Source organism: Agromyces sp. GL_144 (assembly GCF_057834305.1).
Genome location: NZ_CM174399.1, coordinates 2,290,124 through 2,302,034 on the forward strand (window position 1 = coordinate 2,290,124; position 11,911 = coordinate 2,302,034).

The following is an 11,911-nucleotide window of genomic DNA, read 5'->3' on the forward strand; positions in this document are numbered from 1 at the left end:
GCCAGACTAGCACCCGGATCGGGCCTGTTTCCCGCATGTGCGGCCTCGTCCGACGCGCGCGCGGAGGCGGTTCCTGCCAGTCTGGACGCATGGTCGAAACTCTCCTCGTCATGGTCGGCGCGTTCGCGGTGATCGCCCTCGCCACGCTGGTCGGGCCGCGCCTGGGCATCGCCTCGCCCCTGATCCTGGTGGCGGTCGGCATCGCGGCGAGCTTCCTCCCGGTGTTCGCGTCCGTGCACGTCGAGCCCGAACTGATCCTCCTCGGCGTTCTGCCGCCACTGCTCTACTCGGCCGCCGTCTCGATCCCGGCGATGAACTTCCGCCGCGAGTTCGGTGCGATCAGCGGGCTGTCGGTGCTGCTCGTGATCGGCACGGCACTGCTGCTCGGCCTGTTCTTCATGCTCGTGATCCCGGGCCTCGGCTTCGCCTGGGGCGTGGCCCTCGGAGCGATCGTGAGCCCGACCGACGCCGTCGCGACCTCGATCGTCAAGCGGGCCCCGGTGTCCAAGCGCGTCGTCGCCATGCTCGAGGGCGAGAGCCTGCTGAACGACGCGACCGCGCTCGTGCTGCTCCGCACCGCGATCGTCGCGACCGCCGCCGCCTTCTCGTTCTGGGGCACGGTCGGCACCTTCGCGTACTCCGTCGTGGTGGCCGTCGTGATCGGCGGCCTCGTCGGGTGGCTGAACCTGGCTGCACGCCGGCGCGTCACCGACCCGACGGTCAACACCGTCATCTCGTTCACCGTGCCGTTCGCCGCCGCGATCCCGGCTGAGCTGTTCGGCGCGTCAGGTCTCGTCGCCGCCGTCGTCGCGGGCCTCGTCACCGGCATCCGCGCCCCTCGTGAGCTCTCGCCGCAGAACCGCCTGTCGGACTCGCAGAACTGGCGCACCGTCGAACTCGTGCTCGAGGGCTTCGTGTTCCTCACCATGGGGCTGCAGATCTCGTCGATCGTGGCCGATGTGCAACGGGACCACGCGGGAGTGGGCACGGCGATCCTGATCGCGATCGGGGCGCTGGCGTTGACCATCCTCGTGCGGGCGGCGTACGTGGCCCCGCTGCTCGGCGTGCTCGCCCGCCGTGCGCACCGCATCGAGAAGATGAAACCGCGGCTGGAGCAGATGCAGGAACGCCTGGCCACGCCAAAGGGCGTGCAGGAGACGTTCGGCGAGGTGAACCGCGGCCGGCGTCGGCCCTCGGAGCGGCAGGCCGAGCAGTTCGTGCGCCGCGTCACGCAGAGCCTCGCCGACATCAAGTACTTCCTTCGACAACCGCTCGGCTGGCGCGAGGGGGTCATCGTCGTCTGGGCGGGCATGCGGGGTGCCGTGACCGTCGCGGCCGCCCAGACGCTGCCGGAGGACACGCCGCAGCGCTCCGTGCTCGTGCTGATCGCGTTCGCGGTCGCAGCGCTCTCGCTGCTCGTGCAGGGCGGCACGATCGGCCTGCTGATCCGCCGCATCGCCCCGAAGGCCGCCGATCCGGCCGAGGCCGACACGACGATGGAGGCGGAGCGCACGCAGATCCTCGAACTCCTTCGAGCGAAGGCGGAATCCGTGCCGAAGCCGGAACGCGACCGGGACGGGGACCGTGCCGAGCAGATCGACATCGAGGTGGCGTACCGGCTCCAGGTGCTCGAGGCGCAGCGATCCGCCCTGCTCGACGCGCGCGACAACGGCACCTTCGACGCCGACGTGCTCGCGCGGGAACTCGCGAACCTGGACGCGTCGCAGATCGCGATCGAGATGCGCGGAACCAAGTCCGACTGACCGCGCCGGCCGTCGCACGACACGGGTGTGCGGATCGGCATCGGATGGATGAGAGACTTGACGAGTTCGTGCAACGACACTGGAGAGACCATGACCAACCAGAGTTCTGATCTGAGCGGTGACTGGGATATCGATCCCGACCATTCGCGTATCGGCTTCTCGGCGAAGCACGCGATGGTGGCGACGGTTCGCGGCGCCTTCACCGACGTGACCGGCACCCTGCACGCCGATCTCGACGACCCCGACGCCTCGTTCGCCGAGATCGTCTGCCGCGTCGACAGCGTCGACACTCGCAATGCGCAGCGCGACGAGCACTTGCGGAGCGGCGATTTCTTCAACGTCGAGGAGTGGCCCGAGATCATCTTCCGCAGCTCCCGCATCGAAGAGGTCGGCGACAACGCGCTCGTCGTGTCCGGCGATCTGACGATCCGCGATGTGACGAAGGCCATCACCATCCCGATCGAATTCGTCGGCGCACACACCGACGCGACCGGTGCGCTCCGGGCCGGGTTCCAGGGAACACGTCGCATCGATCGCCGCGAGTTCGGCCTCGAGTGGAACGTGCCGCTCGACACCGGCGGCGTGCTCGTGTCCGAGAAGATCACGCTCGAGTTCGAGCTCTCCGCGATCAAACGCGACGCAGACGCGCAGGCCACGGCCTGAACCGGTCTCGGCTCTCCGCTGAACGCGGAGAGCCGAGGTCCCGTCAGCGGTCGACGGAATCGCGCCCCGAAGGGCGCACCATCGCCCGGAGCACGAGGAACACCACGGCGGCGACGATCAGCACGATGACCGCCTTGACGAGGAACCACACCACGCTGAACACGACGTCGACGAGCACCCACGCGATGATGACGGCGGCGATGACGCCGAGCACGGTCCAGACGGTTCGGCTCATGGTGCTGGACTCCTCGAATTCGGTCCGACGGCTCATCGGGTTGCACGGAACGCTGCCCTGAGGGTCGGATGTCCGATTCTACGCGGCGCGCTCACATCCGTTCGAACACCGCCGCGAGGGCCTGCCCTCCCCCGATGCACATCGTCTCGACCGCCAGCTCGCGGTCGAGCTCGGCCATCTCGTGCGCGAGCGTGGCGAGCATGCGGATGCCGGTGGCGCCGATCGGGTGTCCGATCGAGATGCCGCTGCCTCGCGGGTTCAGTCGCGGGTCCTCGGGGTCGAGGCTCCAGTCGGCGAGGCAGGCGAGCACCTGCACCGCGAAGGCCTCGTTGAGCTCGATCACGTCGAGATCCTCGAGCCGGATGCCGGCGCGCGCGAGCGCGAGGTTCGTCGCCGGAACGGGCGCGACGCCGAAGCGGAGCGGGTCGTTGCCCGCGGCGGCCCAGGAGACGAGTCGGAGCGTCGGGTCGAGGCCGAGCTCGGCGGCGCGTGCCGGGGTCGTGACGATGCACGCGGCCGCGGCGTCGTTCTGCCCGCTCGAGTTGCCGGCGGTGACGGTCGCGTCGGGGTCGCGTCGCAGGATCGGCCGCAGCCCGGCAAGCGCCTCCAGGCTGCTGTCGGCCCGCGGGTGCTCGTCGCGGTCGACGAGCACGGTTCCGCGACGCGAGGGCACGGCGACGGGCACGAGTTCGGCGTCGAACCTGCCCGCCTGCTGCGCGGCGACGGCGCGCTGATGCGACCGGAGCGCGAAGGCATCCTGAGCCTCGCGCGAGATGCCGTATTCGGCGCGCAGCAGTTCGGCCGATCCGACGTTGCCGTCGGGGGTCGGGAACCTGCTGCCGCCCACGGTCTCCCGCCCGCGCGCGAGCGCGTCGCGCAGCAGGAGGCCTGCGCCCGTCGGGCCACGGCGACCCTCCGCGGTGTAGAGCGGCGCATTCGACATCGACTCCACGCCGAGCGCGATCACCGTGTCGGCGACGCCGGTCTGCACCTCCATCGCGGCGTTCAGCACGGCCTGGAGTCCGGAGCCGCAGCGACGGTCGAGCTGGTAGCCCGTCGTCTCGACCGGGAATCCGGCGTCGAGCGCGGCGACGCGGCCGAGCGCCGGAGCCTCCATGGTCGGGTAGCCCTGGGCGCCGATGACGCCGTCGACGGCGGCCGGGTCGAGGCCCGTGCGTTCGACGAGCGCGCGCAGCACCGTCGTGGCGAGTTCGAGCGCGCTGACGGGCGCGAGCATGCCACCCATGCGTCCGACCGGCGTACGCAGCGGCGCGCAGACGACGACGTCGCGGAGTTCGCTCATCGGCCGGCCACGGTCAGCGCTTCGGCAACGGTGAAGGTCGCGCCCGTGGCATCCGTCACCTGCTCGAGGCGCACACCAGGGGCGAGTTCGACGAGCACGAACCCGTGATCGGTGACGTCGAACACGGCGAGGTCGGTGATGACGCGGTCCACGCAGGCCCGGCCCGTCAGCGGCAGGGTGCACGCCTCGACGAGTTTCGCGGTGCCGTCCTTCGCGACGTGCTCCATGACGACGATGACGCGTTCGGCGCCGTTGACCAGGTCCATCGCCCCGCCCATGCCCTTGACCATCTTGCCGGGCACCGCCCAGTTCGCGATGTCCCCGCCCTGCGAGACCTGCATCGCGCCGAGCACGGCCGTGCCGATGCGGCCGCCGCGGATCATGCCGAAGCTGGCCGCCGAGTCGAAGTAGGCCGCGCCTGGCAGCACGGTCACGGTCTCCTTGCCGGCGTTGATCAGCTTCGGGTCGGCCTCGCCCTCCCACGGGTAGGGGCCGACGCCGAGGATCCCGTTCTCGGAGTGCAGCACGACCTCGACGCCCTCGGGCAGGTGGTTCGGGATCAGCGTCGGCAGCCCGATGCCGAGGTTCACGTAGCTGCCGTCCACGAGTTCGCGGGCCGCACGGGCGGCCATCTCCTCACGCGTGCGCGGCATCAGCGGGCCTCCTCGTTCTGGGCTTCGGTTCCGGATGCCGCGGGCCGGGCGCGCACCGTCACCTTCTCGATCGGCAGCTCTGCCGCCTCCCCCGGGGTGAGCACGACGACCCGGTCGACGTGGATGCCGGGCAGGTGGATGTCGTCCGGGCCGAGCACGCCCGGCTCGACGAGCTCATCGACCTCGGCGATGGTGATGCGCCCGGCCATGCCCGCGAGCGGATTGAAGTTGCGGGTCGACTTCTCGAACCGCAGGTTGCCGTGCCGATCGCCGACCGCGGCGCGCACGAGCCCGTAATCGGTGCTGATCGCCTGCTCGAGCACGTACTCGCGGGTGCGGCCGAACGCGTCGAACGGACGCAACTCCTTCGGCTCCGACGCGAGGGCGACCGACCCGTCGGCGGCGTACCGCAGCGGCATCCCACCGTCCGACACGACCGTGCCCGCACCGGTCGCCGTGTAGAACGCGGGGATGCCGACGCCGCCGGCCCGCAGTCGTTCGGCGAGCGTGCCCTGCGGGCTCAGCTCGACCTCGACCTCGCCGCCGAGGTACTGGCGGGCGAACTCCCGGTTCTCCCCGATGTAGCTCGCGACCACCCGCCGAATGCGTCCGGCGGCCAGCAGCTCACCGAGGCCCCACCCGTCGACACCGCAGTTGTTCGACACGACCTCGAGATCGCCGATGCCCCGGGCGAGCAGCGCGCGGATGGTCACGATCGGCACGCCCGAGAGGCCGAAGCCGCCGACGGCGAGCGACGCGCCCGATGGGATGTCTGCGACCGCGTCGGCCGCGGTCGCGAAGGTCTTGTCCATGGTGCTCCGGGTTCAGTCGTTCGTGGTCGGGGTCGGAGGTGCTGCTTCAGCGGCTTCGGCCTCGGTCTCGGCTTCGGCTTCGGCATCCGCCTCGGCGAAGATCGCACGCGCGACCGCGAAGGCGCAGTTCGCCGCCGGCAGCCCCGCGTAGAGCGCGGTGTGCAGCAGCACCTCGGCGACCTCCGCGCGGGTGAGGCCGTTGCCGAGCGCGGCGCGTACGTGCATGGCGATCTCCTGCTCGTGACCGCCGGTCGTCAGGCTCGCGAGCGTCGCGATGGAGCGATCGCGGCGGGTGAGGCCCGGCCGAGCCCACACCTCGCCCCACGCGTACCGCGTCAGGAAGTCCTGGAACGCCTCGGTCTCGGCGGTGGTGGCGGCGACGGCTCGATCGACGTGCGCTTCGCCGAGCACCTCCCGACGCACGCGCATGCCGCGATCACGGGCGACGGATGCCTCGGCCGTACGTTCGATCGACGCGAGATGCTCGGCGATGAGCTCGGCCACCGCTTGCGGCTCCTCGAGCACGGCGAGGTGCGAGGCGCCGTCGAGCGCGACATGCCGGGCCCCCGGGATGTCGTCGGCGAGGTCCTGCATCGAGGCGGGCGTCGTCACCGCGTCGTGCTCGCCGCTGAGTGCCAACGTCGGCGCCGCGAGCGTCGCGAGGTCGCGCGAGCGGTCGAAGCCGCCGAGCGCCTCGGCGCACCTGGCGTACGACTCGTCGTCGACGTCGACGAGCGCGCCGAGCGCGCTCGCGCCCGGCCCGCCGGCGTCGCGATCGAGGAACCCGGGGGCGAACCACCGTGCGGCGCTCCCGGTGACGAGCGACGCGGTGCCGCCGGAGCGCACCGCGGCCGCCCGCGCGGCCCAGCTCTGGGGCGTGCCGATGCGGGCGCCGCTGCAGCTCATCACGAGCCCCTGCACGCGTTCGGGGTGCGCGACGGCGAGCTCGAGCGCGACGGCGCCGCCGAGCGAGACCCCCGCGACGTGGAACGCACCGCCGCCCGCCTCGTCGACCACGGCGAGCACACCGGCGGCGAGCTCGTCGACCGTGAACGGCTCGGCGGCCGCCGGACTCGCGCCGTGACCGGGCAGGTCGATGCGGAGGATCCGGAGCGAACCGGTGCGCGGATCCGCGCGGAGCGCGTCGACGACGCCCTCCCAGAGCAGGGTCGTGGTGCCGAGCGAGGGCAGCAGCACGAGGAGCGGGTTCGATGCGGCCGGCGCGGTGCCGGGGGCGAACGAGCCGAGCAGGCGTGGAACGGTCATGGGCGAAGGCCCCTTTCGGACACGGTGCGGAATCGAGCGATGGCCCGGTCGACGATGCGGTCGGATGCCGCGACGAGCACGTCCCGGTCGGGGTTCGCGCCCGCGGGGCCCGACGCCGCCAGGAGCTGCGCAGCACGGTCGCGATCGAACGAGAGCCCCTCGACGAGCCGAACGGCACTGACCGCGGCGGATCGTGCGAGGCGCATGAGCCGCCGAAGGGCGGACCACTCGGCATGCCAGCGGCCGGCGGACCGTTCGTCACCGGCGATCACGGCCGAGGCGACGACCTGCAGCAGACCGGGCGCCTCGACGGCCGCCGTGGTGATCGCGACGGCGTCGACCGGATTGCGCTTGTGCGGCATGGCCGAGGATCCGCCGCCGCCCGCGAGGCGCACCTCGCCGAGCTCCTCGCGCGAGAGCAAGGTCGCGTCGCCCGCGATGCGGCCGAGCGCGGCGACCACGGTGGCGGCCGCCGAGGCGACCACGAGCACGGGCGTGCGCTCGGTGTGCCAGGAGCGGCCGGGGTCCGCGAGCCCGAGCCGGGCGGCAAGGCCTGCCCGCACGGCCTCGACCGCGCCGGCGCGCTCGGCCGCGGCATCCGCCGCCGTTCCGGTGCCGACGGCGCCGCCGAACTGCACGGGGAACGTCGGGGCGTCGATCGCCTCGATCGCGGAGGCGACGCCGTCGAGCCACCCGGCGGCGAGCACGCCGAGCGTGTTCGCCTCGGCGTGTCGGGCGACCGAGCGGGCGATGCGCGGGCTGCGGCGCTCGGCGTCGGCGATGGCGGCCAGCCGTGCGCCGGCCTCGACGAGCGACGCCCGGGTCGCGCGCAGGGCGTCGCGCGCCACGAGCACCAGCGCCGTGTCGAGCACGTCCTGGCTCGTCGCGCCGAGGTGCAGGCGGCCCGCATCGAGGCCCGCGGCTTCGACCTGCGCCCGAAGGGCCGGCACGAGCGCGACCACGGGAACGGCGTCGCGCGCCACGCCCTCCACGAGCGAGACGCGATCGAGCGCTGCGGCGTCGAGCGCATCGGCCTGCGCGTCGAGGAACTCATCGAGCTCGCTCCCCCACGCCCGCAGCAACGCCCGCTCGACGTCGACCATCGCCGCGAGCACGGCGTCGTCGTCTGTGCCCGCGGTGTCGGTCGCTCCTGGATCGAGCAGTCCCCAGTCCGTCATCGCCGCGCTCCCGTCACAGCTCGGTGCCGTAGTCGAGGAACACCGTCTCGCCCTCACCCTGCAGCCGCACATCGAAGCGATACGACCGCGGCGCATCGGCGGCGGCCACGAGCGTGGGCCGGCGGGAGGCCTCGACGCGGGCGAGCAGCGGATCCGCCGCGTTCGCCGCCGACTCGTCGCCGAAGTACGCCCGCGTGAAGAGATGCTGCAGCACGCCGCGCGCGAAGACCGTCACGAGCAGGTACGGCGCCGACCTCTCGCGCATCGCCCCCGGCTTGATCGTCGTGAAGGAGTAGTGGCCGTCGCGGTCGACCGCGGCCCGGCCGAACCCGGTGAAGCCGCGCTCGTCGCGGGTGAGCGATCCGCGTTCGATCGACGGCCGGCCCGAGGCATCCGCCCCCCAGATCTCGACGACGGCGTCGGGGATCGGCTCGCCGACGCCGTCGAACACGGTGCCGTGCAGGCGGATCGCGTCGGGTTGCCACGGCGCACGCACGTCGGGCCCGCCGACGTACGGCAGGGCGTAGCCGAAGAAGGGGCCGACGGTCTGCGACGGGGTCTGGCCGAGCGGCACGGCCACCTCGCGCGTTCGGAGCTCAGGCATGGTCGGCGTCCTCCGGCTCCATCCAGGTCGACGTCGGGCCGGTGAGCACGACGTCCCACCGGTAGCCGATGGCCCACTCGGGCTCGCTCACGTCGTGGTCGTAGTCGGCGACGAGCCGCTCGCGCGCGGTCGGATCCGCGATCGACTGGTAGATCGGGTCGAGCGCGAAGAGCGGGTCGCCCGGGAAGTACATCTGCGTGATCAGCCGCTGCGTGAACGCCGAGCCGAAGAACGAGAAGTGGATGTGCGCCGGTCGCCAGGCGTTGCGGTGGTTCTTCCACGGATAGGCGCCGGGCTTGATCGTCGTCAGGCGGTAGGAGCCGTCATCGCCCGTGATCATGCGGCCGACGCCGGTGAAGTTCGGGTCGAGCGGGGCCGGATGCTGGTCGCGCTTGTGCACGTACCGCCCCGACGCGTTGGCCTGCCAGACCTCGACGAGCTGGTTTCGTACCGGCCGCCCCTCGCCGTCGAGCACGCGACCCGTGACGATGATGCGCTCGCCGAGTGGCTCGCCCGCGTGCTGGATCGTGAGGTCGGACTCCTCCTGCGCGACATCCGTATGGCCGAACGCCGGCGACACGAGCTCGATCTCCTCGGGGTCGGCTCGCACGAGCGCGTGGGTCGGATGCCGCAGCACGGTCGACCGGTACGGCGCGAAGTCGCGTCGGGGGTGCGCGGTGAGCCCACGGCCGGCGGATGTCGCGGCATCGCGTTCTGCGGTACGGCGTTCGGCGATCTCATTGCTGATGCGCTGCTGCGACAGCTCGGGTGGGGTTGCGAGGCGGGTCATGCTCACTCCGTCGTCGAGGGGAGGAAGGGAAGGCCGGCGTACTGCTCGGCGAGGCTCCGGCGCGCGGCGCGCGACCCGGTGACGTACTCGAGCCGGCCGACCTGGCTGCGGTACGCGAAGGCGCGGGTCGAGGCATCCGTCGCGTCGTGCACGTGCAGGAGGTCGGTCATCCACTCGGAGAACTGCTGCACCTTCCACTGCCTGGCCAGCGCCGCGGTGCTGTAGCCCGCGAGACCGCGCTCGTCGCCCCGGTGCAGGCTCGCGATGAGCGCCCGACCGAGCAGCACGACGTCGGCGATGGCGGAGTTCAGGCCCTTCGCCCCCGTCGGGGGCACGATGTGCCCGGCGTCGCCCACGAGGAAGAGGCGGCCGTGCGCCATCGTCGAGGCGACGAACGAGCGCATCGGCGTGATCGACTTCTCGAGCACCTCGCCCTCGTGCAGCGTCCAGCCGTCGACGCCGAGCCTGGTCTGCAGCGCATCCCAGATCCGGGCGTCGGACCAGTCCTCGATCGACGCGTCGTGGCCGACCTGCAGGTACAGGCGCGAGACCTCTGGCGAGCGCATCGAGTGCATCGCGAAGCCGTCGGGGTGCAGCGCGTAGACGAGGTCGTCGGTCGACGGCGGCACGTCGGCGAGGATGCCGAGCCATCCGAACGGGTACGAACGCTCGAGCGAGCGGATGCCGGGGATCGCCGGGCGGCAGACGCCATGGAAGCCGTCGGCCCCGACGACGATCTCGCCGTCGATCGACGTCGTGGCACCGGCATCCGCGAAGCTCACGCTCGGGCTGGATCCGTCGAGTCCGGTCGGGGTCACGTCGGAGACCTCGAAGCGGATGTCGCTGCCGAGCCGCTCGTGCTCGGCGAGCAGGTGGCGCACGAGCGCCTGCTGCCCGTAGACCGTGACCGTGCGGCCGACGAGGTCGACGAAGTCCACGTGGTGGCGGGTGCCCTCGAACTGCAGGTGGATGCCGTGGTGGGTCAGCCCGCGTTCGCGCAGGTCGGCGTCCAGGCCGAGTTCGGCGAGTGCGTCGACCGAGCCCTGCTCGAGCACGCCGGCGCGGATTCGGCCGAGCACGTGCTCGCGCGATCGGGCCTCGAGGATGGTGGAGGCGATGCCCGCTCGGTGCAGGATGTGCCCGAGCAGGAGTCCGGCGGGGCCGGCTCCGATGATGATCACCTGGGTTCGCAACGCTGCGTCCTCTCGCGTCGGTGGAAGATGGCACCATCGTGCGCTGCGGCGCCCCTCGCGTGCATCCTCAATCCCATCTGATGGAAGCGCGCGCGTCGACGGCGCCGCGAGATCACGACGACGATCACGCCGACGAGCGGATGCCGCGCCCTACGGCCGATGGCCGAGCGCGGCCGAGATGCCGCGCCCGGCGATGCGCACGCCGAGTGCGAACTGCGGCTCGTCGCGCCGTTCGGCATGCGCGATGATCGAGACCGCGGCGACCACGTCACCCGTGGCATCCCGCACGGGCGCGGCCACCGAGAACGCGCCCTTGGTCAACGCCTCGACCGACGTGGCGATGCCCGCCGCCCGGATCTGCGCCATCCGCTCGCGCAGTGCGGCCTCATCGACGATCGTGCCCGGCAGGAACCTGCGCGGGCCCGCCGCGATGACGTCCTCGAAGACGCCGGTCGGCGCGAACGCCAGCAGTGCTTGGCCGACACCCGTCGCATGCAGGGGCAGGCGCGAGCCGACCTCGGTGATCGAGGGCACGGCGTTGACCCCCGACATCCGCTCGAGGTAGACCGCACCGAGTCCCTCGCGCACCGCGAGGTGCACATGCTCCCCCGTGGACTCGAAGAGGTCCTCGAGGTAGGGCCTCGCCGCGATGCGCAGCCGCCGCGACGACGGCTGCCGTACGGCGAGCCGCCAGAGCTTGATGCCCACGCGATACCGCCCGTCGCCCGAGCGGGTGATGCCGCCCCACGCGACCCACTCGCCGAGCAGGCGGTGCGCGGTCGACAACGGCAACCCGGCGCGTTCGGCGATCTCGCTCAGCGTGAGTTCGTCACCGCGCTCGAAGGCGTCGGCGATGGCGAACAGCTTCTCGGCCACGCTGCGGCCGTCGTCACCGCGGGGCATGGTCGACCTCGCTCGGGCCGCCTGGGAGGGCTGCCGGGGAACGATCGGACACGGTGCGCACCTTCGGATCAATCGAATGTGCGGCCAGCCTAGTGACTCCCGCTCGGCGAGCGTCCGGAGCGACCACCGGTCGACCTGCAGCTCGACCGATGATCGCCATTGCGGGCCCGTGTCGGTTGACGTGCCATGGCGCGTGCGCAATAGTTAGGCATATGCCTAACTATTCGCAGGAGCTGGACGCGGTGCTCCGAGCACTCGCGGACCCGACTCGGCGGATGGTCGTCGAGAGGCTGTCCATGTCTCCGGCGGTCGTGTCCGACCTTCTGACCCTGTTCTCGATGACGCTGCCGTCGCTGCTGCAGCATCTGCGGATCCTCGAGGACGCGGGGGTGATCACCTCGACCAAGCAGGGGCGCGTACGCACCGTGAGCCTCCGGCCGGGCGCGTTCGACGTCCTCCACCTCTGGCTCGGCGTGCAGCGCACCTCCGCCGAACGCCAGGCGGACCGCCTCGGCATCCACCTGACCCGCACGATCAAGGAGAGCTAG

The 11,911-nt window shown here is 71.9% G+C and carries 13 protein-coding genes; 3 read left to right on the top strand and 10 right to left on the bottom strand.

What is annotated here, in order from left to right; genetic code table 11:
• Positions 1 to 89: 89 nt before the first annotated feature.
• Positions 90 to 1,763, top strand: a complete 1,674-nt coding sequence (locus AC3IPY_RS10375; RefSeq protein WP_489188301.1) for a cation:proton antiporter — start codon at positions 90 to 92, stop codon at positions 1,761 to 1,763.
• Between the two features lie 90 nt (positions 1,764 to 1,853).
• On the top strand, positions 1,854 to 2,426 hold the full coding sequence (locus AC3IPY_RS10380) for a YceI family protein (RefSeq protein ID WP_489184214.1): 573 nt from the start codon (positions 1,854 to 1,856) through the stop codon (positions 2,424 to 2,426).
• Positions 2,427 to 2,469: 43 nt separating this feature from the next.
• On the opposite strand, the gene AC3IPY_RS10385 is transcribed toward AC3IPY_RS10380, so the two are convergent.
• From AC3IPY_RS10385 to AC3IPY_RS10430, 10 genes are all read right to left on the bottom strand, one after another.
• Positions 2,470 to 2,661 (bottom strand): hypothetical protein, encoded by a 192-nt coding sequence (locus AC3IPY_RS10385; protein ID WP_489184215.1) that lies wholly within the window; start codon positions 2,659 to 2,661, stop codon positions 2,470 to 2,472.
• Between the two features lie 91 nt (positions 2,662 to 2,752).
• Entirely contained in the window at positions 2,753 to 3,964 is a 1,212-nt protein-coding gene (locus tag AC3IPY_RS10390; RefSeq protein WP_489184216.1) for an acetyl-CoA C-acetyltransferase, read from the bottom strand.
• Positions 3,961 to 4,617 (bottom strand): CoA transferase subunit B, encoded by a 657-nt coding sequence (locus tag AC3IPY_RS10395; RefSeq protein ID WP_489184217.1) that lies wholly within the window; start codon positions 4,615 to 4,617, stop codon positions 3,961 to 3,963. Before AC3IPY_RS10395 ends, AC3IPY_RS10390 begins: the two co-directional genes overlap by 4 nt.
• A complete protein-coding gene (locus AC3IPY_RS10400) occupies positions 4,617 to 5,429 on the bottom strand; it encodes a CoA transferase subunit A (RefSeq protein WP_489184218.1) in 813 nt (270 codons plus the stop codon). Before AC3IPY_RS10400 ends, AC3IPY_RS10395 begins: the two co-directional genes overlap by 1 nt.
• 12 nt (positions 5,430 to 5,441) lie before the next feature.
• On the bottom strand, positions 5,442 to 6,695 hold the full coding sequence (gene pcaDC / locus AC3IPY_RS10405) for a bifunctional 3-oxoadipate enol-lactonase/4-carboxymuconolactone decarboxylase PcaDC (RefSeq protein WP_489184219.1): 1,254 nt from the start codon (positions 6,693 to 6,695) through the stop codon (positions 5,442 to 5,444).
• The gene (locus AC3IPY_RS10410) at positions 6,692 to 7,873 is read right to left on the bottom strand and encodes a lyase family protein (RefSeq protein ID WP_489184220.1); all 1,182 of its coding nucleotides are present in this window, start codon (positions 7,871 to 7,873) and stop codon (positions 6,692 to 6,694) included. The genes pcaDC and AC3IPY_RS10410 overlap by 4 nt, the downstream gene beginning before the upstream one ends.
• A gap of 13 nt (positions 7,874 to 7,886) precedes the next feature.
• A complete protein-coding gene (gene pcaG, locus AC3IPY_RS10415) occupies positions 7,887 to 8,477 on the bottom strand; it encodes a protocatechuate 3,4-dioxygenase subunit alpha (RefSeq protein ID WP_489184221.1) in 591 nt (196 codons plus the stop codon).
• Entirely contained in the window at positions 8,470 to 9,267 is a 798-nt protein-coding gene (pcaH, locus tag AC3IPY_RS10420) for a protocatechuate 3,4-dioxygenase subunit beta (protein ID WP_489184222.1), read from the bottom strand. Before pcaH ends, pcaG begins: the two co-directional genes overlap by 8 nt.
• A gap of 2 nt (positions 9,268 to 9,269) precedes the next feature.
• Positions 9,270 to 10,460 (bottom strand): 4-hydroxybenzoate 3-monooxygenase, encoded by a 1,191-nt coding sequence (locus tag AC3IPY_RS10425; protein WP_489184223.1) that lies wholly within the window; start codon positions 10,458 to 10,460, stop codon positions 9,270 to 9,272.
• Between the two features lie 150 nt (positions 10,461 to 10,610).
• Positions 10,611 to 11,363 (bottom strand): IclR family transcriptional regulator, encoded by a 753-nt coding sequence (locus AC3IPY_RS10430; RefSeq protein WP_489184224.1) that lies wholly within the window; start codon positions 11,361 to 11,363, stop codon positions 10,611 to 10,613.
• Positions 11,364 to 11,659: 296 nt separating this feature from the next.
• On the opposite strand from AC3IPY_RS10430, the gene AC3IPY_RS10435 reads away from it, so the two are divergent.
• Positions 11,660 to 11,911 carry an ArsR/SmtB family transcription factor gene (locus AC3IPY_RS10435; protein WP_489184225.1) on the top strand — a complete coding sequence of 84 codons (252 nt, stop codon included), beginning with the start codon at positions 11,660 to 11,662 and terminating at the stop codon, positions 11,909 to 11,911.